This is a genomic window from Methylobacterium sp. BTF04, assembly GCF_010692745.1.
In the GTDB taxonomy this organism is placed as follows: domain Bacteria; phylum Pseudomonadota; class Alphaproteobacteria; order Rhizobiales; family Beijerinckiaceae; genus Methylobacterium.
Window position 1 is genome coordinate 66,819 of sequence record NZ_JAAHTB010000006.1, and the last position, 22,644, is coordinate 89,462.

Annotated in this window: 22 protein-coding genes; 9 read left to right on the top strand and 13 right to left on the bottom strand. The window is 67.2% G+C overall.

Annotated features, from left to right (window positions below; translation table 11 throughout):
- The first annotated feature begins 147 nt into the window (after positions 1–147).
- The 4 genes from guaB to panE all read left to right on the top strand — a co-directional run bounded on the left by guaB (position 148) and on the right by panE (position 3,553).
- Positions 148–1,641: an IMP dehydrogenase gene (gene guaB, locus G3T14_RS05730; RefSeq protein ID WP_163640931.1), complete on the top strand. Its 1,494-nt coding sequence runs from the start codon at positions 148–150 to the stop codon at positions 1,639–1,641.
- An 11-nt stretch (positions 1,642–1,652) separates the two neighbouring features.
- The gene (locus G3T14_RS05735) at positions 1,653–2,075 is read left to right on the top strand and encodes an MAPEG family protein (protein ID WP_163640932.1); all 423 of its coding nucleotides are present in this window, start codon (positions 1,653–1,655) and stop codon (positions 2,073–2,075) included.
- Between the two features lie 19 nt (positions 2,076–2,094).
- The gene (locus G3T14_RS05740; protein ID WP_163640933.1) at positions 2,095–2,526 is read left to right on the top strand and encodes an MAPEG family protein; all 432 of its coding nucleotides are present in this window, start codon (positions 2,095–2,097) and stop codon (positions 2,524–2,526) included.
- Positions 2,527–2,599: 73 nt separating this feature from the next.
- A complete protein-coding gene (panE, locus tag G3T14_RS05745; RefSeq protein WP_163640934.1) occupies positions 2,600–3,553 on the top strand; it encodes a 2-dehydropantoate 2-reductase in 954 nt (317 codons plus the stop codon).
- Between the two features lie 7 nt (positions 3,554–3,560).
- Here the strand turns inward: panE and G3T14_RS24640 are convergent, their stop codons facing one another.
- Positions 3,561–3,731 carry a hypothetical protein gene (locus G3T14_RS24640; RefSeq protein WP_204262660.1) on the bottom strand — a complete coding sequence of 57 codons (171 nt, stop codon included), beginning with the start codon at positions 3,729–3,731 and terminating at the stop codon, positions 3,561–3,563.
- 149 nt (positions 3,732–3,880) lie between these two features.
- Between G3T14_RS24640 and G3T14_RS05750 the strand changes: the two genes are divergently transcribed.
- Together G3T14_RS05750 and guaA are read left to right on the top strand one after the other, a co-directional pair.
- Positions 3,881–5,182, top strand: a complete 1,302-nt coding sequence (locus tag G3T14_RS05750) for an RsmB/NOP family class I SAM-dependent RNA methyltransferase (protein ID WP_163641104.1) — start codon at positions 3,881–3,883, stop codon at positions 5,180–5,182.
- A 228-nt stretch (positions 5,183–5,410) separates the two neighbouring features.
- Positions 5,411–6,967 carry a glutamine-hydrolyzing GMP synthase gene (guaA, locus tag G3T14_RS05755; protein ID WP_163640936.1) on the top strand — a complete coding sequence of 519 codons (1,557 nt, stop codon included), beginning with the start codon at positions 5,411–5,413 and terminating at the stop codon, positions 6,965–6,967.
- Positions 6,968–7,001: 34 nt separating this feature from the next.
- Here the strand turns inward: guaA and G3T14_RS05760 are convergent, their stop codons facing one another.
- A complete protein-coding gene (locus tag G3T14_RS05760; RefSeq protein ID WP_163640938.1) occupies positions 7,002–8,177 on the bottom strand; it encodes a hypothetical protein in 1,176 nt (391 codons plus the stop codon).
- A 117-nt stretch (positions 8,178–8,294) separates the two neighbouring features.
- Between G3T14_RS05760 and G3T14_RS05765 the strand changes: the two genes are divergently transcribed.
- The 3 genes from G3T14_RS05765 (at position 8,295) to der (ending at position 11,115) form a co-directional block, all read left to right on the top strand.
- The gene (locus G3T14_RS05765) at positions 8,295–8,903 is read left to right on the top strand and encodes an NnrU family protein (RefSeq protein WP_163640940.1); all 609 of its coding nucleotides are present in this window, start codon (positions 8,295–8,297) and stop codon (positions 8,901–8,903) included.
- Between the two features lie 100 nt (positions 8,904–9,003).
- Positions 9,004–9,717, top strand: a complete 714-nt coding sequence (locus G3T14_RS05770; RefSeq protein WP_163640942.1) for a tetratricopeptide repeat protein — start codon at positions 9,004–9,006, stop codon at positions 9,715–9,717.
- Positions 9,718–9,765: 48 nt separating this feature from the next.
- Positions 9,766–11,115, top strand: coding sequence for a ribosome biogenesis GTPase Der (der, locus tag G3T14_RS05775; protein ID WP_163640944.1), 1,350 nt, complete (start codon positions 9,766–9,768; stop codon positions 11,113–11,115).
- A 33-nt stretch (positions 11,116–11,148) separates the two neighbouring features.
- Here der and G3T14_RS05780 read toward each other — a convergent pair whose 3' ends face one another.
- The 11 genes from G3T14_RS05780 to G3T14_RS05830 form a co-directional block, all read right to left on the bottom strand.
- Positions 11,149–12,276 carry a carboxylate-amine ligase gene (locus tag G3T14_RS05780; RefSeq protein ID WP_163640946.1) on the bottom strand — a complete coding sequence of 376 codons (1,128 nt, stop codon included), beginning with the start codon at positions 12,274–12,276 and terminating at the stop codon, positions 11,149–11,151.
- Between the two features lie 56 nt (positions 12,277–12,332).
- Positions 12,333–12,740 carry a dihydrofolate reductase gene (locus tag G3T14_RS05785; protein WP_163640948.1) on the bottom strand — a complete coding sequence of 136 codons (408 nt, stop codon included), beginning with the start codon at positions 12,738–12,740 and terminating at the stop codon, positions 12,333–12,335.
- A gap of 24 nt (positions 12,741–12,764) precedes the next feature.
- Positions 12,765–13,517 carry an SDR family NAD(P)-dependent oxidoreductase gene (locus G3T14_RS05790; RefSeq protein ID WP_163640956.1) on the bottom strand — a complete coding sequence of 251 codons (753 nt, stop codon included), beginning with the start codon at positions 13,515–13,517 and terminating at the stop codon, positions 12,765–12,767.
- 10 nt (positions 13,518–13,527) lie between these two features.
- Positions 13,528–15,018: an amidophosphoribosyltransferase gene (gene purF / locus G3T14_RS05795; RefSeq protein WP_163640958.1), complete on the bottom strand. Its 1,491-nt coding sequence runs from the start codon at positions 15,016–15,018 to the stop codon at positions 13,528–13,530.
- A gap of 150 nt (positions 15,019–15,168) precedes the next feature.
- The gene (locus tag G3T14_RS05800) at positions 15,169–15,780 is read right to left on the bottom strand and encodes a CvpA family protein (RefSeq protein WP_163640960.1); all 612 of its coding nucleotides are present in this window, start codon (positions 15,778–15,780) and stop codon (positions 15,169–15,171) included.
- Between the two features lie 142 nt (positions 15,781–15,922).
- Complete coding sequence (radA, locus tag G3T14_RS05805; RefSeq protein WP_163640962.1) at positions 15,923–17,356, bottom strand: DNA repair protein RadA; 1,434 nt, start codon at positions 17,354–17,356, stop codon at positions 15,923–15,925.
- Positions 17,357–17,374: 18 nt separating this feature from the next.
- Positions 17,375–18,475, bottom strand: a complete 1,101-nt coding sequence (gene alr, locus G3T14_RS05810; protein WP_163640964.1) for an alanine racemase — start codon at positions 18,473–18,475, stop codon at positions 17,375–17,377.
- 66 nt (positions 18,476–18,541) lie between these two features.
- Positions 18,542–19,009 carry a DUF29 domain-containing protein gene (locus G3T14_RS05815; protein ID WP_163640966.1) on the bottom strand — a complete coding sequence of 156 codons (468 nt, stop codon included), beginning with the start codon at positions 19,007–19,009 and terminating at the stop codon, positions 18,542–18,544.
- A 156-nt stretch (positions 19,010–19,165) separates the two neighbouring features.
- A complete protein-coding gene (locus G3T14_RS05820) occupies positions 19,166–20,656 on the bottom strand; it encodes a replicative DNA helicase (RefSeq protein WP_163640968.1) in 1,491 nt (496 codons plus the stop codon).
- A 252-nt stretch (positions 20,657–20,908) separates the two neighbouring features.
- The gene (gene rplI, locus G3T14_RS05825) at positions 20,909–21,472 is read right to left on the bottom strand and encodes a 50S ribosomal protein L9 (RefSeq protein ID WP_163640970.1); all 564 of its coding nucleotides are present in this window, start codon (positions 21,470–21,472) and stop codon (positions 20,909–20,911) included.
- A gap of 62 nt (positions 21,473–21,534) precedes the next feature.
- Positions 21,535–22,533 (bottom strand): DUF2232 domain-containing protein, encoded by a 999-nt coding sequence (locus tag G3T14_RS05830; protein ID WP_163640972.1) that lies wholly within the window; start codon positions 22,531–22,533, stop codon positions 21,535–21,537.
- Positions 22,534–22,644: the final 111 nt, after the last annotated feature.

Here is a 22,644-nt window from a genome sequence, read left to right on the forward strand (position 1 = left end):
GAGCCATGCATGGGAAGGATATCCCCCTGCAGGGCGACGATTCCGCCTTTGCGCGGGTCCATCCCGCATGATACTGGCCCGTGCCAACTCGACGACGCCGATACGCTCACTGGGCACGGCGTCTCAGACCCTTTTGGGAGTTGGTACATGGCCCGCATCACCGCAGAAACCATCATCGAGGGCCTGACCTTCGACGACGTCCTCCTGCGCCCCGCCGCGTCCTCGGTGATGCCCACGCAGGTCAGCGTGGCGACCCGCCTGACCCGCTCGATCCACCTCAACCTGCCGATCCTAGCCTCGGCCATGGATACCGTCACCGAAGCTCCGATGGCCATCGCCATGGCGCAGAACGGCGGCATGGGCGTGATTCACCGCAACCTCGAGCCGGCGGAACAGGTCGAGCAGGTCCGCCTCGTCAAGAAGTACGAGTCGGGGATGGTGCTCAACCCCATCACCATCCACCCCGACGAGACGCTGGCCGATGCGTTCTCGCTGATGAAGAAGAACCGCATCTCCGGCATTCCGGTGGTGGAGCGCGGCCCCAACGGTTCGCGCGGCAAACTCGTCGGCATCCTCACCAACCGCGACGTGCGCTTCGCCACCAATTCGTCCGAGACGGTCGCCGAACTGATGACCCGCGACCGGCTGATCACCGTGCGCGAGGGCGTGAACCAGGAGGAGGCCAAGCGGCTTCTGCACCAGTTCCGCATCGAGAAGCTGCTGGTGGTCGACGATCATTACCGGTGCATCGGCCTGATCACCGTGAAGGACATCGAGAAGCAGGTCGCCTATCCGGGCGCGGTCAAGGACGAGCAGGGCCGTCTGCGGGTCGCTGCCGCCACCACTACCGGCGATGACGGTTTCGAGCGCGCCGAGCGTCTCATCGATGCCGGATGCGACGTGATCGTGGTGGACACCGCGCACGGCCACTCGATCAAGGTGCTGGACGCCGTCCGCCGGGTGAAGCAGCTCTCCAACACCGTGCAGATCGTGGCCGGCAACGTCGCCACCCGCGACGGCGCCCAGGCGTTGATCGATGCCGGTGCGGACGCCATCAAGGTCGGCATCGGCCCGGGCTCGATCTGCACCACCCGGATCGTCGCCGGTGTGGGCGTGCCCCAGCTCACCGCCTTGATGGAAGCCGTGGAGGCCGCGGAGCGCGCCGACGTTCCGGTGATCGCCGATGGCGGGATCAAGTATTCGGGCGATCTCGCCAAGGCCATCGCCGCCGGCGCCTCGGTGGCGATGCTCGGCTCGCTGCTCGCAGGCACCGACGAGGCTCCCGGCGAGGTGTTCCTGCACCAGGGCCGCTCCTACAAGAGCTACCGGGGCATGGGCTCGGTGGGCGCCATGGCCCGCGGCTCCGCCGACCGCTACTTCCAGGCCGAGGTCAGCGATACCCACAAGCTCGTCCCCGAGGGCATCGAGGGCCAGGTCCCCTACAAGGGCCCGGTGGCGGCGGTACTGCATCAGCTCGCAGGCGGCCTGCGCGCCGCAATGGGCTATGTCGGCGCCCCGACCATTCCCCAGTTTCAGGAGAAGGCGCAGTTCATCCGCATCACCAATGCGGGCCTGCGCGAAAGCCACGTCCACGACGTCACCATCACCCGCGAGAGCCCGAACTATCCCGGCCGGTCCTGACTCCAGCACCGATGCCCGATCCGCGTCACCTCATCCTCTGGCCGGTGCTGGCGCAGATCGGGCTCACCTTCGGTCTCTACGTCTGGCTCTCGGTGGTCCGCCAGATGGCGGTCCGGCGCGGCGAGGTCGCGTATGGTTGTTTCGAGCTCGGGCGCGACGAGCCACTTCCGATCGCCCGGATCACCCGCAATCTCGCCAACCAGTTCGAACTGCCGGTCATCGTCTTCGCCAGTGTCGCGCTGCTGGTGGCCTTCGACCGCGTGACGGTGGTTGACGTCTGGGCCGGGTGGGTCTTCGTCGCCGGCCGGATTCTCCATACGCTGGTGCAGACGCTGACCGACAACGTGCCTCTGCGCGGGCAGGTCTTTCTCATCAACTTCGTCGGATGCGCGATTCTCGTGGCGCATCTGGCCGCCGTCGCCTGGTTCGGCTGACGCGCGCACGGAACCAGCCATGACCGTCCAGGCCATCCTCGCCCCTGTCTTCGCGCAGGTGTTCCTCACTTTCGCGCTGCTGTTCTGGATGGGGCGCCTGCGATTCGCCGAGGTCGGGGCTGGGAGCGTCAAGGTCGGCGACATCGCCCTCGGGCAGAAGACCTGGCCGGCGCGGTCACAACAGGCAGCCAACGCCTTCTCGAACCAGTTCGAACTGCCGGTGCTGTTCTATGCGTTGGTTCCGCTGGCGCTCTACACCAGGAAAGCCGATTTGCTCTTCGTGGTGCTGGCCTGGATCTTCGTCGCGACGCGGCTTCTCCATGCCGGCATCTATGTCGGCTCCAACCACGTCCCGTCTCGGTTTCGCGCCTACGCCGCCGGTGCGTTGGTGCTTCTGCTGATGTGGATCGTCTTCGCCATCCGTATCCTGTTCGCACCGATCCTCGTCTAAGGCCGCGACGACCCTGGAAACGAAGGCGTCGCATCGGCTAAGGATTGGCGAAACTTCTCAGGAGGGTCGTCCCATGCGCGTGCTCGTCGTCGGCGCTGGCGCCACAGGTGGATATTTCGGGGCGCGATTGGCGCAGGCCGGCCGTGACGTCACCTTCCTGGTGCGCCCCGCCCGAGCGGAAAAGCTTCGCGCCACCGGTCTGAGGGTCAAAAGTCCGCACGGCGACTTCGCGATCGAGGCTCCTAAGACCGTCACGGCCGCCGGTCTCGCAGCGGGCGAGGGCGGGCCGTTCGACCTCGTGTTCCTGAGCTGCAAGGCCTACGACCTCGACGGCGCCCTGGCGGATGTGGCACCGGCCGTAGGGCCGGACACGGCCGTGCTCCCGGTTCTCAACGGCATGCGCCACCTCGAGGCCCTCGACGCGACGTTCGGGCGTGCGCGCGTGCTCGGCGGCACCTGCGCCATCGCGGCGACGGTGGGAGCCGATGGCGAAATCCGCCAGATGAACGACCTCCACACCCTGACCTATGGCGAGCGGGACGGCAGCCGCTCGGCGCGCATCGAGGCCATCGATGCGCTGATGCAGGGGGCGACCTTCGATCCGCGTCTCAGCGAGACGATGGTGCTGGAGATGTGGGAGAAGTGGACCTTCCTCGCGACGCTTGCCGGCTCGACCTGCCTGATGCGCGCCACCATCGGCGATATCGTCGCCGCCCCCGGCGGGCGCGACTTCATCGAATCCCTGATGCAGGAGTGCCGGACTATCGCGCAGGGAGCGGGTTATGTCCCGCGGCCGAAATTCATGGACCGGACGAAGGCCACGCTCACGGCGGAGGGTTCGGCCTTCACCGCCTCGATGCTGCGCGACATCGAGAACGGCGCGCGGATCGAGGCCGATCACATCGTCGGCGATCTGATCGTCCGAAGCAGCGACGCGGCCGCGCATCCGATGCTCGACCGCGTCTACACCCATCTCAAGGCCTACGAGAACCGACGCGCCCGTGAGGCGTCCCCGACGGCGCCTTGAGCGAAGCTCAGTAGCGCGGGCCGGGCGGCGGCGGGGGCGGATTGCCGTATTCGAGCTGCGTCTTGGCGTCGACCCGACGCTGCGGCGGTGTCAGGTCGGGGGCGGCCGGCGCGGTGGCGCAGGCGGCCACGGAGAGCATCACGAGGCTGGCGAGGCAGAGATGGATGACGGGCGACATAGCGTTCTCTAAAGCTCCGTGTGCCGACACCCATGGCCGACGAGCCTGTATGCTGGTCGATCGTGCCGGAAGCTCGGCCGTATTGTGACCGGCCGTCGCTTTAAGCGTGGCCGTATCGCGGCATTCGCCGCAACCGCGAGGACCTTGCCCTGACTCCCCCCGCCCGCCTTTCTGCCGCCATCGAAGTTCTCGCCGACATCGCAGGGCGCCGTCGCCCCGCCGCCGATGCCCTCAAGGATTGGGGCCTCGCCCACCGCTTCGCGGGATCCGGCGACCGTGCCGCCATCGCCAGCCTCGTCTACGACACGCTGCGCCGCCGTGCCTCGGCCGCCTGGATCATGGGCGACGACAGCCCGCGCAGCCTCGTCATCGGGATGCTGCGGCTTCAGTACGGACTGGCCGCGCCGACCGTCGCGGGTCTGTTCTCCGGTGAGCGCTTCGCGCCGGACCCGTTGACCGACCACGAACGCACCCAGATCGATCGGGGCTCGCTGACCGATGCTCCGGCTCATGTGGCCGGCGACGTGCCGGATTGGGTTCTGCCGGCACTGGCGGTCACCTTCGGCGGCGACCTGCTCGACGAGCTGCGCGCACTCGGCCGGCGCGCGCCCCTCGATATCCGGGTGAACACCCTCAAGCGCAGCCGCGATGCCGCGTTGGCCGGCCTCGAGCATCTGGCGTCTGCCCCGACACCGCATGCGCCCCATGGCCTGCGGATCCCCATCGGCGAGGATGGGCGCGGCCCCGCCCTCCACGTCGAACCCGAGTTCATCGACGGCTGGTACGAGATCCAGGACGAAGGCTCACAGCTCGCGAGCCTACTCAGCGGCGCCAAGGCCGGCGAGACCGTGGTCGACCTCTGCGCCGGCGGCGGCGGCAAGACGCTGAGTCTGGCCGCCATGATGAACAACGACGGCCGGCTGATCGCCAGTGACGATGATCCGCGTCGTCTCGCGCCGATCCATGAGCGCCTGCGTCGCGCCGGCGCAATGGCCGAAATCCGTACCCCGCGCGGCGGTCGGGCGCGGACCGACATGCTCGGCGATCTCGACGGTACCGTAGACCGCGTGTTGGTCGATGCCCCTTGTACCGGGTCCGGCACATGGCGGCGCAATCCGGACGCCAAGTGGCGGATGCGGCCGGGTTCGTTGAGTGCACGGGTCACCGAGCAGGCGACGGTGCTCGACCGCGCCGCCCTCCTGGTGCGGCCGGGCGGGCGTGTCACCTACATCACCTGCTCGCTGATGCCCGAGGAGAACGATGCGGCCGTGGCCGGGCTTCTCGCTCGGACCGGAGGGTCGTTTTCCGTAGTGGACGCCGCCGGCAACGTGGCGGCCCTGGCCCCCGACCTAGCGCCGGCCCTGCGGTTCACCGAGCATGGTCTCCAGATGAGCCCTGCGCTCACCGGTACGGACGGCTTCTATGTCGCGACCCTCGAGCGCCGTGGCTAGGAAGACACGGCGAATGGCCCGCACCGGCTGACGCTGGAGCGCCCGCGAGGGTGATGGCATGCGTGAACGAGGCTTCCGTTCGTCGCTGGGGGCCGGTCTTTTCGCCACCGATCCGGGCCCCTTGGATCGACACGAGGAGCCTCGGCATCCCCAGCTCCGTGCGGGCCGCACGGCTCGCGCGCGGACACGTCCGTTGCACGCCGCCGGAGCGTCGTCTAACTCCGGGTCATGAATACCGACCACGACAAGATCCTCATCGTCGATTTCGGCTCCCAGGTGACGCAGCTCATCGCCCGGCGGGTGCGCGAGGAGGGCGTGTATTGCGAGATCGTGCCCTTCACCAAGGCCGCGGAGGCCTTCGCAGAATCCAGGCCCAAGGGCGTGATCCTGTCGGGCGGCCCGGAATCGGTGACCACCGAAGCCTCGCCGCGCACGCCGCAGGTGATCTTCGAATCCGGTGTCCCGGTCTTCGGCATCTGCTACGGTCAGCAGACCATGGCAGCCCAGCTCGGCGGCGAGGTCGAAGCCGGCCACCACGCCGAGTTCGGCCGGGCCGAGATCGAGATCATTTCGGAATGTCCGCTGTTCAAGGGCGTCTGGCACGTCGGTGAACAATACCCGGTCTGGATGAGCCACGGTGACCGCGTCACCAAACTGCCGGACGGCTTCACCACCGTCGCCATGTCGAAGAACGCGCCCTTCGCGGCCGTCGCCGACGAATCCCGGAACTACTACGCGGTTCAGTTCCACCCCGAGGTGGCCCACACCCCGCACGGCGCGCTGCTGATCCGAAACTTCGTGCGCGACATCGCCGGCTGCACCGGCGACTGGACCATGGGCGCCTATCGCGAGGAGGCCATCGCCAAGATCCGCGAGCAGGTCGGCACCGAGCGGGTGATCTGCGGCTTGTCGGGCGGCGTCGATTCGTCCGTGGCCGCCGTGTTGATCCACGAGGCCATCGGCGACCAGCTCACCTGCGTCTTCGTTGATCACGGTCTGCTGCGCATGGGCGAGGCCGACGAGGTCGTTCGCCTGTTTCGCGATCACTACAACATTCCGCTCGTGCACGTGCAGGCGCAGGAGATGTTCCTCGGCGCCCTCGACGGCGTCAGCGACCCGGAGATCAAGCGCAAGACCATCGGCCGGCTGTTCATCGAGGTGTTCGAGGCCGAATCGAAGAAGATCGGCGGCGTCGCGTTCCTCGCCCAAGGGACACTCTATCCAGACGTGATCGAGAGCGTGTCGTTCACCGGCGGACCGTCGGTGACGATCAAGAGCCACCACAACGTCGGTGGGTTGCCCGAGCGCATGAACATGAAGCTCGTCGAGCCTCTGCGCGAGCTCTTCAAGGACGAGGTCCGGGTGCTCGGCAAGGAACTCGGTCTGCCGGACGCCTTCGTCGGCCGCCATCCGTTTCCCGGTCCGGGCCTCGCCATTCGCTGCCCAGGCACCATCACCCCGGAAAAGCTCGAAGCCCTGCGCAAGGCCGACGCGATCTACCTCGACGAGATCCGCAAAGCCGGCCTCTACGACACGATCTGGCAGGCCTTCGCGGTGATCCTGCCGGTGAAGACCGTGGGTGTGATGGGCGACGGGCGCACTTACGACCACGTCTGTGCGCTCCGCGCCGTCACCTCCGTCGACGGTATGACGGCGGATTTCTACCCCTTCGACATGGCCTTCCTCGGCCGGGTCGCTACCCGCATCATCAACGAGGTCAAGGGCATCAACCGGGTGACCTACGACATCACCTCGAAGCCGCCTGGTACTATCGAGTGGGAGTAAGGGCGGTTTTCACCGCCTCTCGGCCGGGTCGGGCTCACGGCCAGACCTTGATCGCCACGGGGCGCCGGACGAGGTCGCGGTCGGAGGTGATGGTGCATCCCTCAGTCCGCAGGGTCGCGTAGGTGAGCAGTGCCGTGTCGCCGACATCGTCGAAGTTGCGCCCCGTCGCTGCCGGATCGAGCAGCGATGGGTAGGCGATCAGCCCGTCGCTGGCCTTGCACGGATCGTCGTAGAGTGTGGCCCCGGCCAACAACAGGCGCGGCTGGTCCCAGGTGAGGAGGTCGCGCGACGTGGTCCAATAGAACCCCGATTGCGCGAAAAGCCCGCCGGCCTTGGCCATGAACACCGCGATCCACGCGCCGCTGGTCCGATGCCGCACCACGGCGCCGACGGGCGCGGGAAACGGAGCGACCGGCTTGCAGGTGTCGGGTCGCTTGAGCGCGCTCCGATAGGGATCGGGAAACGCAGCGGTGAATCCGGTACCGGTCCAGGCGCGCCAGCGCGTCGGATCGGCGGGGTCGTCCGAGCGGAACAGGCAGACGCCCGCATCCTGGTCGCTCCCTGCAACCTCCCACCCGGTGGTCGACGCGAAAAAATAGCGCCAGCGTCCCTCGGAAAATATGTTCGACGGGTTGAAGAATCCGCGATGGCGGCCTTGGCCGACTTCCTGGCGGAACGGAGCGCCCGCGACCACGGCGGGGGGCGACGCACGCAGGAAGCTGCGTCCGCCATCGGTGGAGGCGACGGCGAGCACCGTGTTGTACCAGCACTCGATGTAGACCTTCGAGCGGCAGCGGCCGGGATGCGCATCGGCCTGGAACTCATGATGGACCAGGGCCGCGACATGCGTGCCGTCCTCCGTCCAGGTGGCGGTGATCCAGGAGCGGTCGTCATAGGCCGCCGGATCGGCACTGCCGGCCGAATCGAGCACCACCGTGCAGTCGAGCTTGAGCGCGTCGAGGGTCGGCCCGCGAAACGCCCGGTTGCGATAATGCATCCCGAACACAGCCACATGGCCGGCGGCATCGCGAAAAGCGCGGGCTGAGGCGTCGGGCACATCGGCCCCGTCGCAGGCGTCGCGCCCGGCCTTGAACACCAGCGTCGGCGGCCCGATCAGGGTCAGCGCCGAGAGCGGCGGCTCCGACGCGGCCCGGGCGGCCCCTGTACCGATCAGGAAGGCGAGGATGAGGGATGAGAGGGGGCGCGTCATCGGGTGAGCCTGGACATCGGCCCGAGATTGGGTTTTGAACCGTTACAGTCTGATATCCCGGCACAGCGATGTCGGGGATCATCCACAATCCTGTACGGCGTCCTGCGAAAGCCCCCCATGCTGATCCTGATCCTCGGCCTCGTGCTGTTCCTCGGCACGCACGCCTTCTCCATGGCGCGAGGCAAGCGTGCGCAGGTTATCGGTGAAGTGGGAGAGGGCCGCTACAAGCTCGGATACACCGTGGCCTCTCTGCTCGGCCTGGTGCTCATCGGTTACGGTTTCCACGCCTATCGCGAGGCCGGCTATATCACCGTCTGGGACCCGCCGGTCTGGACGCGCCACCTTGCAGTGCTGCTGACCCTGTTCGCCTTCATCGCGCTCGCCTCGGCCTATCTCCCGGGCCACATCCGCGCCAAGGCCAAGCACCCGATGCTGCTCGCGGTGAAGATCTGGGCGACCGCGCACCTGCTTGCCAACGGTGATCTCGGCTCGATCCTGCTGTTCGGCAGCTTCCTCGCCTGGGCGGTGACCGCACGCATCAGTGCCAAGCGGCGCGCGCTCAGTGCCGGTCAGGTGGTGGCGCAGCATAGCGGCGCGGTCGCCGCGCCGGCCGGCTGGCGCAACGACGCCATCGCGGTGATCGTCGGCGTCGTAGTTTGGTTCGTCTTCGCAAAGTACCTGCATCCGATCCTGATCGGCGTGGCCGCCTGGCCGGGACAGGCCTGAGCGGCGGGCCAAACCGGTCGCCAACGGCCTGGGTCTGTGTTAGGCGCAGGCCTTCCGCTCCACCCAATGGCCGCTCGGTGACCGATCGGCGTGAGACGACATGGCCGAGAACAACGAGTTCATCCGCGAGGTCAACGAGGACTATCGCCGTGATCAGGTCGCCGAAATCTGGCGGCGCTACAGCGGTTTGATCATCGCCGTTGCGGTCCTTGTCGTCGCCGGTATCGGTGGTTGGCGCTATTGGCAGCACGACCAGCTGGTGCGGGCGCAGGCCGCCTCCGAGCAGTTCGAGAGCGCCAACAAGCTCGCCCGCGACGGCAAGACCACCGAAGCCGACAAGGCGTTCGAGGCCATCGAGGCGGATGGCCCGGCGGGATATCGGCTGCTCGCCCGCTTCCGCTCCGCTGCCGAGACCGCCAAGCGCGACGAGAAGGCGGGTGCCGCCGAGTACGACGCGCTCGCCAACGACACCAAGATCAGCGACGGCCTGCGTGATCTCGCTCGCCTGCGCTCGGCCTTGCTGCGCCTCGACGGACCCGAGCCCGATGCGGCCCTGGCGACGTTGCAGGGGCTGGCCGCTCCCAACGGCGCGTTCCGCCATACCGCTCGCGAGATGCTCGGTCTCGTTGCGCTCAAGCGCGGCGACTTCGATGGGGCAGGGCGCTGGTTCGAGCAGATAAACGCCGATCCGCAGGCGCCGCAGAACCTGCGTCAGCGCATCGAGGTCTACGAGGCCCTCGTGGCTGGTGGTCCGGTCACGGTGACGGCGGCGGCACCCGCGGCGCCGGCCGCACCTCTACCGGTCACCCGCTGAATTCGATCCTGATTTTTCTACGCCTTCAACGACTGAATCGAGCACACCATGGACATGCCGACCGTCGCGATCGTCGGACGGCCGAACGTTGGCAAGTCGACCCTCTTCAACCGTCTGGTGGGCAAGAAGCTCGCCCTCGTGGATGACCGCCCCGGCGTGACTCGCGACCGGCGCGAGGGCGATGTCAATTTCGGCGGCCTCATCTTCCGCATCGTCGACACCGCCGGCCTCGAACAGGCCGACTCGGATTCGCTGCTCGGCCGCATGCGGGCGCAAACCGAAGCCGCGATCCTCGAGGCCGACGTGGTGCTGTTCGTCATCGACGCGCGCGCGGGTGTTCTGCCGGCCGATCAGCCCTTCGCCGAACTGGTGCGCCGCGCCGGATGCCCGGTCATCCTCATCGCCAACAAGGCGGAAGGCGGCGCCGGCATGTCCGGGGCCTATGAGGCGTTCTCGCTAGGCTTGGGCGATCCGATCCCATTCTCGGCAGAGCACGGCGAGGGCACCGGTGACCTCCACGACGCCCTTATCGCTGCCCTGCCGAAACAGGAGGACGAGGATGAGGACGAAGACGAGGATCCGGCCAACCGTTCGTTGAAGGTCGCCATCGTCGGCCGACCGAATGCCGGCAAGTCGACCCTCATCAACAAGATGCTCGGTGAAGACCGTCTGCTGGTCGGTCCCGAGGCCGGCATCACCCGGGACTCGATCTCCCTCGACTGGGTCTGGCGTGGGCAGAAGATCAAGCTCCACGACACCGCCGGCATGCGCCGACGCGCGCGAATCGACGACAAGCTCGAAAAGCTCGCGGTTTCGGATGGCCTGCGCGCCGTGCGTTTCGCCGAGGTGGTCGTGGTGCTTCTCGATGCGACGATCCCGTTCGAGAAGCAGGATCTCACCATCGTCGATCTGATCGAGAGCGAGGGCCGCGCCCTCGTCATCGGTCTCAACAAATGGGATCTCGTCGCCGATCAAAACGGTCTGCTGAAGAAGCTCCGTGAGGATTGCACCCGCCTGCTGCCGCAGGTGCGCGGCGTGCCGGTGGTGCCGCTTTCGGGGCTCGCAGGCGAAGGCATCGACAAGCTGATGCAGGCGATCACCGGGGCGGTGGAGGTGTGGAGCACCCGCGTATCCACCTCGCGGATCAACGACTGGCTCAGCGCCGCCACCCAGCGCAATCCGCCCCCGGCAGTGTCCGGCCGGCGCATCAAGATCCGCTACGCCACCCAGGTGAAGGCGCGTCCGCCGCACTTCGCCCTGTTCGGCAACCAGCTCGACGCCCTGCCGAAATCCTACACCCGCTACCTCGTCAATTCCCTGCGCGAAGCGTTCGAGCTGCCGGGCGTGCCGATCCGGCTGTCGCTGCGGACCTCGAAGAACCCGTTCGACAAGGGCTGAGCAAACCGCGGCTTCTACGATTTTTTCCCGCGCTTACTCAGCCCCAGCCGTCGTCCGGGCGAGCCAGTCGACCACGGGTTCGACGCTCTGTCGATCGGTGAGCCCCTTGTCACGCGCTCCGGTGAAGGTCTCAACCTGGGAAGCGGAGCTGGTACCCCGGGCAACGATCCCGCGCGCCGCATCGACCTCGGCACCACATCCCAATGCGTCGGCGTCCTCAGCGATGAGATCGAGCATTCGGCCGAGAATGTCGGTGAAGGGCAGGGCTTCCTCCCGCGCCTCGTCGATCATCTCTGCCCGCGTTCCGTCGTGCTGCGCCCGCCACAGGTTCTCCTGTGCGATCGCGCGCGAGACGCCGTCGAGGCCGGCATTCAAATCCGGCCGGCGCACGGCGCATCGGACGAGGCAGCGGTAGAGGGCCGCGATGGTGATGGCGTCGTCGAGATGCGTACAGGAATCGGCGATTCGCAGTTCCAGTGTCGGAAACTTGATCGAGGGCCGGAGGGACCACCACAGGAAACTCGCATCGGCGATCGAGCCGGCCTGCGTCATGATCCGGACGTAGCGCGCATAGGCGTCCCGGTCGGCGAACAACTCGGGTAGGCCGGTGCGCGGCAACTCGCCGAAGGCACTGAGCCGATAGGCGGCGAGCCCCGTGGGGGCGCCCTGCCAGAACGGCGACGAGGCGGAAAGAGCCAGGAATATGGGCTGGAAAGGGAGCAGCCGGTTCATCAGGTCGACGCGGGCATCCGGATCCGGCACCTCGACATGGACATGCATGCCGCAAATCAGACTGCGCCGCCCGGCCAGACCCACGGCACTCAGAATGCCGGTGTAGCGCTCGCCCGCGGTTGGTACCTGCCGCGCCCACGCGGCCACCGGATGGGTGCCGGCGGCGAAGATCAGCAAGCCGTGCGCCGCGGCGATCCGGGCCAACGTCCGGCGCTGATGGGCGAGGATTCCGCGTGCCTCGGAGGCGTCGGTCGAGGGCGGCGTGCAGGCCTCCACCTGCGATTCGAGGAGTTCGCGCCCAATCTCCGGCAGCGCCGCACCGGCCTCGTCATGAAAGGCGGCGACGGACCGGTCGGGCGTCCCCCGGGTTTCGGAATCGGCGAGAAAATACTCTTCCTCGATACCGAAGCGATAGGATGCGGTGGTCATCGGGAGGCCTTTGGCTGAGCGCCGGATTCAACCCGCAAGACGGCCGGTTTGTGCCCTCAGCCACGCAGAGTTCCGCCCACCAGCCAGGCCGGATCGAACCAGCGATCGGCCTCGCCATCATAGGGCAACCGGGTGACGTCCCAGTTCTGGATGTACTTCGCGTAGACGTTCCACACCGCGATGCCGCCGCCGACGAAGATGCGCCGGCCGGGATAGCGGGCGAGCACCGCCTCCGGGTCCTCGTGGCTGCGGATCACGTCGATGGTCCGGTCCTTGAACGCGAAGTCAGGCACCGAGGCCACGGTCTTCGGGCCGGCGATGAGCACGTGGCCCATGGTAAGCGCGAAGAAACGCGTCACGTCTTCCACGAAGAGCGGATCGGTGTTGCCTTCCCAGGGCAGTTGCCCATTCAGCCCGAGTTGCCCGCGCTGCCCGATGGCACAGATGCAGCGAACGTCGATCATGATGTCATCGCTCTCGTGCGGGGGTCAGACGGCCATCTGCGGCGTCAGCACGCGATCGCTCGGGAAGTCGTAGATCTTGCCGGATTCGGTCCAGTCCGGGCTGGCGAGACGCACGAAGTGCGGCGCGAGATCGTCCGGGGTCTTCAGCGAATCCTGGTCCTCACCCGGCATGGCGGCGCGGCGCATGGCCGTGCGCAGCGGGCCGGGATTGAGGAGCATCGCCCGCACGTTCGTGGTCGCGGTCTCGGCCGCATAGGTCCGAACCAGCGCGTCCAATGCCGCCTTGGAGACGGAATAGGGGCCCCAATAGGCCTTGCATTTCTGCGCCGCCCCCGACGTCACGAAGATCGCCCGGCCGGCATCCGACATCCGCAGCAGCGGATCGAACGAGCGGATCAGGCGCCAGTTCGCCGTGACGTTGATGTCCATCACCTGCGACCAGGTCTTCGGGGTCACATGCCCGATCGGCATCAGGTTGCCGAGGATACCGGCATTGCCGATGACGATGTCGAGGCGCTTCCACCGCTCGTAGAGACCGGCGCCGAGGCGATCGATGGCGTCGTAGTCGGTCAGATCGAGCGGGACCAGGGTAGCGCTCGATCCGGCGGCGCGGATCGCGTCGTCGAGTTCTTCCAGCGCTCCTTGGGTGCGGGCGACGGCGACCACGTGCGCACCGGCCCCCGCCAGAGCGAGGGCAGCGGCGCGGCCGATGCCGCGCGAAGCCCCGGTGACCACGGCGATACGACCGTCGAGCGGCTTTTCGGCGGATGCTGTCATGGTTCGCAGATCAATCCGCTTCGGCCAGCATCGCCAGACGGCGCGGGCCGGCGATAGCGAGGTCGGTCAGGCCGGTCGGGTAGTCGCCGGTGAAGCAATGGTCGGTGTATTGCGGGCAGGCCTCGTTCCGCCCCTCCTCGCCCATCGCCTTGTAGAGACCGCCGATGGAGAGGAAGGCGAGGGAGTCGGCGCCGATGTAGCGGCGCATGCCTTCGAGATCATGGGTGGCGGCCAGCAGCTTTTCCCGCTCCGGCGTGTCGATGCCATAGAAGTCCGGGTAGGTGATCGGCGGCGAGGCGATGCGGAAATGCACCTCCTTGGCGCCGGCCTCGCGCATCATGCGGACGATCTTCACCGAAGTGGTGCCGCGCACGAGGCTGTCGTCCACGAGAACGATGCGCTTGCCCTCGACCACGGCGCGGTTGGCCGAATGCTTCATGCGCACACCGAGTTCGCGCACCGACTGGGTCGGCTGGATGAAGGTGCGGCCGACATAGTGGTTGCGGATGATGCCCATCTCGAAGGGCAGCCCGGTTTCCTGCGCGAAGCCGAGCGCGGCCGGCACGCCGGAATCCGGCACTGGGATTACCACATCGGCGGCGGTGGCCGATTCGCGGGCGAGTTCGTGGCCGATGTTCTTGCGGACCGAATAGACGCTCTTGCCGTTCACCACCGAATCGGGACGGGCGAAGTAGATGTATTCGAAGATGCACGGACGCATCGGCTGCGGCGGCGCGAAGCGGATCGACTCGATGCCGTCTTCGGAGATCACGACGATCTCGCCATTCTCCACGTCGCGAACGAACTTCGCGCCGATGATGTCGAGCGCACAGGTCTCGGAAGCGAGGATGTAGCGACCGTCGAGTTCCCCGAGCACCAGCGGGCGAATGCCGAGTGGGTCGCGGGCACCGATGAGCTTCTTGTTGGTCAGCGCGACGATGGCATAGGCACCCTCGATATGGCGTAGGGCCTCGGTGAAGCGCTCGACGATGCGCGGTGCGCGGGAACGGGCCGCCAGATGCAGGATCACCTCCGTGTCGGAGGTCGACTGCGTGATCGCGCCGTCCCGCACGAGGTCGCGGCGGATCGACAGAGCGTTGGTCAGATTGCCGTTGTGGGCGACCGCCAAGCCGCCACTGGCGAGTTCGGCGAAAAGCGGCTGCACGTTGCGCAGGATCGTGCCGCCGGTGGTCGAATAGCGCACATGGCCGATGGCGGCCGTGCCTTCGAGATGTTCGATGGTCGAGCGATCCGAGAAGGAATCGCCGACGAGGCCGGGGCGACGCTCCGAGTGGAACACGCTGCCGTCGAAGGAGACGATGCCGGCCGCCTCCTGGCCGCGATGCTGGAGCGCGTGGAGGCCGAGCGCCACGATGGCCGAGGCGTCCGGATGGCCGAAGATGCCGAAGACGCCGCATTCCTCGCGCAGCGTATCGCCATCGCGATCGAGTCCGTCCACGACCGCAACAGGGGGACGGGCGCGCGCGCTGCGTACTGACATGGTCGTGTCGATCCCTGGTTGCCCGGCGCGAACCTGCGCCGGCACCGTCAAGAAGCCGTCATGAAAACGGACTGCACGCAGTCGACCTCCATGCAGTCAGCCAGCATGTAGTCGGCTTGGGCGCCGCGACCAAGCGGCACCCTGCGCAGGTCAGCGTCGCGACGCGGGCGTGGCTGGCGCGGGGGCATCGCTGCGCCGCTGCGGCGGCACATCACCCTCCGGCGGCTCCACCGGATCGGCGGGCGTCTCGACCTTGGGCTTCTTGAACTGCTTGAGCAGTCCCTCCGGGTTCTCTGGCAACTGCGCCACCAGCGCCTCACCGGACTTCTCCAGCATCGGACGGGTCCGCGCCTGGGCCGCCCAATCCGGCATCTTGCCTTGGACGAGCCAAGCCAGGAACACCCAGCCGATGACGCAGATCAGGAAGCCGCGCCCGGCACCGAACAGGAAGCCGAGCGACCGGTCGATCGCGCCGATACGCGAATCGAGGATCATGTCGGACACCTTCACGGTGATGATCGAGACGACGATCAACGTGACGAGGAAAATCGCGGCGATGGAGGCGACGAGGGCCACCGTGGCGTTGGAGACGTGCTGGCTCACCGTCGGCAGCAGCAGCGGATAGAGCTTCCACGCAACAGCCGCCGCCGCGACCCAGGCGATGATGGCGAGCACTTCACGGGTCGCTCCGCGGACAGCGGCGAGAAGCGCCGACACCACGACGATGCCGAGGACAACGAGATCGAGGACGGAGAACGGCATCTGCGACGCTTGTCACTTCATGGGGCGGAGCGGCAATGATGGAATGGACCCTGCGACTTCCCCCGGCCGCGGCTTTGTATATCGCGCAGATACTCGGTCGTCACCCTCAAGCGAGGGCCCGTCCCGGCCATCGATCACACTCTCAATCCTCGTCGTAGTCCGGAGCGTCCCGTCCGCGACCTTGACCGACCGGACGCGGCCCGTTGCTGGCGATACCGGCGACGAGATCGGCGATGTGGCGCAGGGCTTCCGTCGGGAAGTTGCCGTCGCCGCCGTCGCCACGCCCTTGCGGCGTGACCGCCTTGGCGAAGCCGAGCTTCAGCGCCTCTTTCAGGCGAGCCGGCGCCTGGGCCACCGGACGGATCGCTCCCGACAGGCCGATCTCGCCAAAATACACCGTCTCGGCCGGAAGGGCCGACCCCGAAAGGGACGAGACGAGGGCGGCGGCTACCGCGAGGTCCGCCGCCGGCTCGGTGATGCGCAGGCCGCCGGCCACATTGAGATAGACGTCGTGGGTGCCGAGCCGGATACCGCCATGGGCTTCGAGCACCGCCAGCACCATCGACAGGCGGTTGGGATCCCAGCCGACGACGGCGCGGCGCGGCATACCGAGGGAGGAGGGAGCTACCAGCGCCTGGATCTCCACGAGCAGGGGCCGCGTGCCCTCCATGCCGGCGAACACTGCGGTTCCCGGCGCCGCATGATCGCGCCCCGCCAAGAACAGGGCCGAGGGATTGGGGACCTCGGCCAGTCCCATGTCGGTCATCTCGAAGACGCCGATCTCGTCGGTGGGCCCAAAGCGATTCTTGACCGCGCGCAGGATGCGGAAATGGTGTCCCTGGTCGCCCTCGAACGAGGCCACCGCATCGACCATGTGCTCGACCACGCGCGGCCCCGCGATCTGGCCGTCCTTGGTGACGTGGCCGACGAGGATCACCGCCGTGCCGGTGGTCTTGGCAAAGCGGATCAGGGTCTGAGCCGAGCCGCGGACCTGCGTGACGGTGCCGGGGGCGGATTCCACCGTCTCGGTCCACATGGTCTGGATCGAGTCGATGATGGCAAGGGCCGGCGGCGTCCCCTGCGACAGGGTCTCGACGATGTCCTCGACATTGGTCTCGGCCGCGAGCTCCACCGGCATGTCGGACAGGCCGAGGCGCTCGGCGCGCAGGCGGACCTGGGCCACCGCTTCCTCGCCAGAAATGTAGACGACGCGCTCCCCGGTGCGCGCCATGGCGGCGGTGGCCTGCATCAGGAGCGTTGACTTTCCGATGCCGGGATCGCCGCCGATCAGGATCACCGAACCCCGCACGAAGCCGCCGCCGGTGACCCGGTCGAGTTCACCGATGCCGGAGGGAATGCGCGGGGCCTGCTTGACCTCGCCGGTGAGCCCTTCGAGGGGGAACACGCGGCCCTTCGCGCGGCTCGGGCGCGTTTTGACCGGACCCGATTGCGGGCTGGCGGCGCCGGTCTCCTCGACGATGGTGTTCCAACCGTTGCAGGCTTCGCAGCGCCCGCGCCAACGGTTGTAGACCGCGCCGCAGGACTGGCAGACGAAGGTCTGGTGAAGTTTTGCCATCTTGCGTCCGGACGGGCCTCAGACCGCATTCCCTGTCACATAATGCCGAACATAGCGAGAACCTAGCCCGGTGAGGATCTCGTACCCGATGGTGCCGGCTGCCCAGCCGACGCTGTCGATGTCGAGCGCATCGCCGATGAGGACCGCCTTGGCGCCCCGCATCGCACCGGGAGCGTCGGTGACGTCGAGGATGATGAGGTCCATCGAGATCAGGCCGACGATGGGGCAGCGCACCCCATCGACCAGGGCCGCTCCGCGACCGCTGGCCGAACGCGGATAGCCGTCGGCGTAACCCATGGAGAGGGTGGCGAGGCGGCGCGGCTGTGCCGCCATCCAGCGGCCGTTATAGCCGCAGGTCTCGCCGGCCGCGACGGTTCGGACCTGGGCGATGATCGCCTCCAGCCGCACCACGGGGCGCATCGGATTGGGCGATCCCGGAACCGGATTGCCGCCGAAGAGCGCGTAGCCGGGACGCAACAGGTCGTGGTGGGCATGCGGGCCCAGAAAGACCCCGGAAGAGTTGGCGAAGGAGGCCGGGATATCGGGCAGCGCCGCACGCAAAGCGGCGAAGGCCGCACCCTGCCGGGCGTTGACACCATCTCCGGGCAACTCCGCACTGACGAGATGCGTCATCAGAAGACCGATCCCGGCCTGCGCCAGGATCGGATCGCCGGCCAGCGCCAGTGCGTCGGCGACCGACAGGCCGAGCCGATTCATCCCGGTATCGACATGCAGGGCTGCCGGTCGCGGCGTGCCCAACTCGGCGCAGAGCGCGGCCCATTCCGCCAACTCGTCCCGCGCGCCGAGAACCGGGCGCAAACCTTTCGCGATCAGGGCAGGGCCGGTGCCAGGCAAAAGCCCGTTGAGCACGTAGAGCACCGCCTCGGGCATCAGCGTCCGGGCTTCGATCGCCTCGCTCAGATGCGCCACGAAGAAGGTCCGGCAGCCGGCCTCCCACAGGACCGGGGCGACGCGTGCGAGTCCGCAGCCATAGGCATCCGCCTTGACCACCGCCGCACACCCGATCCCAGGTGCCTGCGCCGCAAGACGCTGCCAGTTCGCCGCGATGGCGCCGAGGTCGATGGTGAGGCTCGCACCGTAGCTCGGCTCAGACGTCAAGTGCCAGACTGCCTAATATTTGCATGGAGCTGGTCATCACCTTGATTCAGGAACGAAGCCGCTTCCTCAAGACCAGGGAAAGGCTCGGTTGAGGATTTCATCGAGCGTATAGGGACAGGCCTCAGGAAAGATCCGCTCGGCCAGTCCGGTCTCATCCGCCGCCTCGATGCGTGCTTTTCGGTAGGCGCGCGTCATCAGTTGATCGACCTGCGCGGACAGGCTTGGGCTGTCTTCGAGACGTTCCAACGCCGCGAGGCGCTGAACACGGATCGACGTGCTCCAGCTTCGCGTCTGATGAGAAGGCTGGTGATCCCATTTCAGCATGTGGAGAAGGATAATGCGAAATGCGCTCGTCAGGGCGTTTCGCTCCGTGCGGGCCACCGCTTCGACCTCTTCGATCAGATTTGACAGGTCGAGCTTCGACCAGGCGCGAGCACGGAGATACGACGCCTGCTCCAGTGCCCACGCCGCGAGATCGGCTTCATAAGGCGCATCGGCGCCGTCCTGATTCGCAACGCGCTTGGGATGTGCCACGGTCGCGTCTCCAAACCCCGGTATACGTAGCCGCCAGAAGTCTCAGTTATACAGGGATGTTCGATCGTAGGCGACCAGAGCGTCCATCCGCCCGGTCTCTCCCGCATGGCAGGTTTGGGCGTAGGCGAGTAAGAGGCCGGCCGACCCCACGGTCCTTCAATACATCTGCTCGGGCGTACGGTCCGACTGCGCGAGATTCGAGAATCGGGTGATGTTGGCGTCGAATTGCAGTTCGACAGTGCCGGTGGGGCCGTGGCGCTGCTTGCCGAGGATCACCTCGGCCTTGCCGTGGACGCGGTTCATCTCGGCTTCCCAGGCGAAAAACTCCTCGGTGCCTTCGCGGGGCTTCTTGTTGTTGACGTAGTATTCCTCGCGGAACACGAACATCACCACGTCGGCATCCTGCTCGATCGAGCCCGATTCACGCAGGTCGGACAGTTGCGGGCGCTTGTCCTCGCGGTTCTCGACCTGACGCGAAAGCTGCGACAGGGCGATGATCGGTACCGAGAGCTCCTTCGCCAGGGCCTTCATGCCCGTGGTGATCTCGGTCATCTCCTGCACGCGGTTGTCGCTGCGCTTGCCCGAGCCCGACAGCAATTGCAGGTAGTCGACGATGAGGACGTCGAGGCCCTTCTGGCGCTTGAGCCGGCGGGCGCGAGCGGCGAGCTGCGCGATGGAAATACCACCGGTCTGGTCGATGTAGAACGGGATCGTCTGCATGTCCCGGGCCGCGTCGGTGATCTTGTAGAAGTCCTCCGGCCGGATGTCGCCGCGGCGGATCTTGTAGGACGGCACGCCGGATTGCTCGGCGATGATACGGGTGGCGAGCTGCTCGGCCGACATTTCGAGGGAAAAGAACCCGACGATGCCGCCGTTCTTGGTCTCGATCCGGCCGTCCGGCTGCTTCTCGCCCTTGTAGGCCTTCGCGATATTGAAGGCGATGTTGGTGACGAGCGAGGTCTTGCCCATGGCCGGGCGGCCGGCGAGGATGATGAGATCCGACGATTGCAGCCCGCCCATCTTCGCGTCGAGGTCGGACAGGCCGGTGGCGATGCCCGAGAGCTTGCCTTCGCGCTGATAGGCCTTGGCGGCCATGTCGACGGCGGTGGTGAGCGCGTCGGAGAATTTCTGGAAGCCGCCGTCGTACTTGCCCGATTCGGCCAGTTCGTAGAGCCGGCGCTCGGTGCCCTCGATCTGGTCGCGCGGTGAGGATTCCACCGGCGCCTCGTAGGCGCCGTTGACGAGATCCTCGCCGATAGTGATCAGCCGGCGGCGGATGGCGAGATCGTAGATGGTGCGGCCGTAATCGCCGGCATTGATCACCGTGGTCGCTTCCGCGGCGAGGCGGGCGAGGTACTGCATCACCGTTTGGCCGCCGAGATCGGCATCGCCCAGATAGGTCTTCAGGGTGATCGGGGTGGCGAGCTTGCCCTGCTTGATCAACTGCGAGGCGACCTCGAAGATCTTGCGGTGCACGTCCTCCATGAAGTGCTCGGCGAGGAGGAAGTCCGAGATTCGGTAATAGGCGTCGTTGTTGACCAGGACGGCGCCGAGCAGTGCCTGCTCGGCATCGATGTTGTGCGGCGCGACGCGGAATTCTTGGGTGACCGGTTGCAGGTTGGCCGTCAGGGCATTGGGCAGGGCCATGGTCCGACTCGAAGCTCCGACTTCTCACATGCGGGCGTTCGGGAGCCCGCCTCATAGGGTCTAAGGGCCCACCATGGCGCCGCCATGGTTAAGCCGGTCCTTCACTCCGTGCCCGGCCGACGCCGGACATGGAGACGCCCGCGACTCGGGAAGAGGCGCGGGCGTCCATGCTGGAACAAACGAGGAACGTGTCAACCCTTGTGGGTCGTCATCCCCGTTGTCCACCGCCGTGACGGCGATGTGTGGTCCGGCTTACTCGCGGTCGTCGCCGGCCTCGGCCAGGGCCGCACCGACTTCGAGGCCGAGATCGTCGAGGTTGAACGCCTCGCGCTCGGTGGTGGACTCGCCGCGGGCCTGACGCTCGGCCTCTTCCGGCGAGCGGGCGACGTTGACGGTGACGGACACCTCGACCTCGGGGTGGAGCACCACCGGAACGGTGTGCAGGCCGAGGGTCTTGATCGGCTGGTTGAGGGCGAACTGGTCGCGGCCGACGCTGAAGCCTTCCGCCGTGACGACATCGGCGAGATCGCGGGTGGAGACCGAACCGTAGAGCACGCCGGTCTCGCCCGACTGGCGGATCAGCACGAAGCTCTTGCCCTCGAGGGTTTCGGCGACGGCCTGGGCCTCGGACTTGCGCTCGATGTTGCGGGCTTCGAGCTGCGCACGCTGCGTCTCGAAGTGCTTTTTGTTGCCCTCGGTGGCGCGCAGGGCCTTACCGCGGGCGAGAAGGAAGTTGCGGGCGTAGCCCGGCTTGACGTTCACGGTCTCGCCCATCTGGCCGAGCTTGGCGACGCGCTCGAGAAGAATCACATGCATGGTCTTGGTCCTTGTCTGTTGGTGTCGAAGAATATCCGCAGCGCATCACGCGAGGCGGGGAGTCAGGGTCGGCCGGCCGCGTCCTTGGGACGGCGCCGGTCGAGGGCGGTGTCGGCGATGCCGAACAGCGTGAGGGCCACCAGGGCGACGCCCTGGGTCGCGAACAGGATGACGTAGAGGCCAACCAGCAATCCCAGCCGGGCCGGGCGGCCACGACTGCGGTCGTGGAAGGCGCAGAGCCCCTGGATGGCGAAGGCCGCGCTGAGCGCACCGACCAGCGCGACGCCGAGCACGCCGGGATAGCCGGGCACGACGGTCAGCACGAAGCCGGCGCCGAGGACGCCGAGCACACGGCGCGGCATCATCGTGGACGGCAGGTCCGGCCATGGCCGCGGCAGCCGCCCGGACACCCGGACGATCCGGGCCGCCGCCCAGAGGTAGAAGGTCAGCAGGACGGCGAGTCCCTGCGCGGCGAGACCCGGCGCGATGGCGGCCAGCGCGTTGGCGACCTCACTTTTCGGGTCGGACGCTGTACCGGGGGCGCCGTCCTCGGCCTTGTCGGCCGGTGTCGTCGGAGCGGCAGGCGGGGTCGGCGTAACGGCGCCGCCCTGCGTCTGGATCTGAACGATCGAGCGCGTCATGCCGCGCAACTGGCTCTGGAACGTCTCGTAATTCGGCGATGCGATCACCGCGATGGCGACGAAGGCGAGGGCGGCAGTGCCGGCGGTCCAGGCGAGCAGGCGGCCGGTGGGGTACCATTCGAGGCTGCCATCGGCATTCGGACGGCCGAGCATCGCCAGATAGGCGAGCCACCAAGCCGGCAGAGCGAGATAGGCGAGGAAGCCGATGCCGAGGAAAGGCTGCACGACGCTGAGCGCGAGACTGCCCGATATGGCCGCGACCAGCGCGGCCTTGTGGCTCCAGCCGAGCCCCACGATCAAGATCGGGAGCGGGGCGAGCAGATAGAGCAGGATCGCGAGCGCCGTCCCTTTCAGCAACACGCCGAAGAGAAGGGCGGAGACGAGGCCCGCGCCGATGCCGATACCGAGAAACTGAACCATCGATCCCGCTGTCCCACTGTCCCGATCACGGGCAGGGTTAGAGGCGAAACACGTCGCCCCAACGACTCCCGGCCACGTTGGCGGCCGGTACGAAAAGCGCCTCGGTCCGGC

Excerpts from the sequence above, each read along its gene's own strand:
- G3T14_RS05800 (WP_163640960.1), bottom strand. The coding sequence starts at position 15,780 with ATGCCGTTCTCCGTCCTCGATCTCGTTGTCCTCGGCATCGTCGTGGTG.
- G3T14_RS05760 (WP_163640938.1), bottom strand. The coding sequence starts at position 8,177 with ATGACGCGCCCCCTCTCATCCCTCATCCTCGCCTTCCTGATCGGTACA.
- G3T14_RS05790 (WP_163640956.1), bottom strand. The coding sequence starts at position 13,517 with ATGACAGCATCCGCCGAAAAGCCGCTCGACGGTCGTATCGCCGTGGTC.
- radA (WP_163640962.1), bottom strand. The coding sequence starts at position 17,356 with ATGGCAAAACTTCACCAGACCTTCGTCTGCCAGTCCTGCGGCGCGGTC.
- G3T14_RS05830 (WP_163640972.1), bottom strand. The coding sequence starts at position 22,533 with ATGGTTCAGTTTCTCGGTATCGGCATCGGCGCGGGCCTCGTCTCCGCC.
- G3T14_RS24640 (WP_204262660.1), bottom strand. The coding sequence starts at position 3,731 with ATGTCGCCCGTCATCCATCTCTGCCTCGCCAGCCTCGTGATGCTCTCC.
- guaA (WP_163640936.1), top strand. The coding sequence starts at position 5,411 with ATGAATACCGACCACGACAAGATCCTCATCGTCGATTTCGGCTCCCAG.
- G3T14_RS05785 (WP_163640948.1), bottom strand. The coding sequence starts at position 12,740 with ATGATCGACGTTCGCTGCATCTGTGCCATCGGGCAGCGCGGGCAACTC.
- G3T14_RS05770 (WP_163640942.1), top strand. The coding sequence starts at position 9,004 with ATGGCCGAGAACAACGAGTTCATCCGCGAGGTCAACGAGGACTATCGC.
- guaB (WP_163640931.1), top strand. The coding sequence starts at position 148 with ATGGCCCGCATCACCGCAGAAACCATCATCGAGGGCCTGACCTTCGAC.
- purF (WP_163640958.1), bottom strand. The coding sequence starts at position 15,018 with ATGTCAGTACGCAGCGCGCGCGCCCGTCCCCCTGTTGCGGTCGTGGAC.
- G3T14_RS05765 (WP_163640940.1), top strand. The coding sequence starts at position 8,295 with ATGCTGATCCTGATCCTCGGCCTCGTGCTGTTCCTCGGCACGCACGCC.
- rplI (WP_163640970.1), bottom strand. The coding sequence starts at position 21,472 with ATGCATGTGATTCTTCTCGAGCGCGTCGCCAAGCTCGGCCAGATGGGC.
- G3T14_RS05820 (WP_163640968.1), bottom strand. The coding sequence starts at position 20,656 with ATGGCCCTGCCCAATGCCCTGACGGCCAACCTGCAACCGGTCACCCAA.
- der (WP_163640944.1), top strand. The coding sequence starts at position 9,766 with ATGGACATGCCGACCGTCGCGATCGTCGGACGGCCGAACGTTGGCAAG.
- panE (WP_163640934.1), top strand. The coding sequence starts at position 2,600 with ATGCGCGTGCTCGTCGTCGGCGCTGGCGCCACAGGTGGATATTTCGGG.
- G3T14_RS05735 (WP_163640932.1), top strand. The coding sequence starts at position 1,653 with ATGCCCGATCCGCGTCACCTCATCCTCTGGCCGGTGCTGGCGCAGATC.
- G3T14_RS05740 (WP_163640933.1), top strand. The coding sequence starts at position 2,095 with ATGACCGTCCAGGCCATCCTCGCCCCTGTCTTCGCGCAGGTGTTCCTC.
- G3T14_RS05780 (WP_163640946.1), bottom strand. The coding sequence starts at position 12,276 with ATGACCACCGCATCCTATCGCTTCGGTATCGAGGAAGAGTATTTTCTC.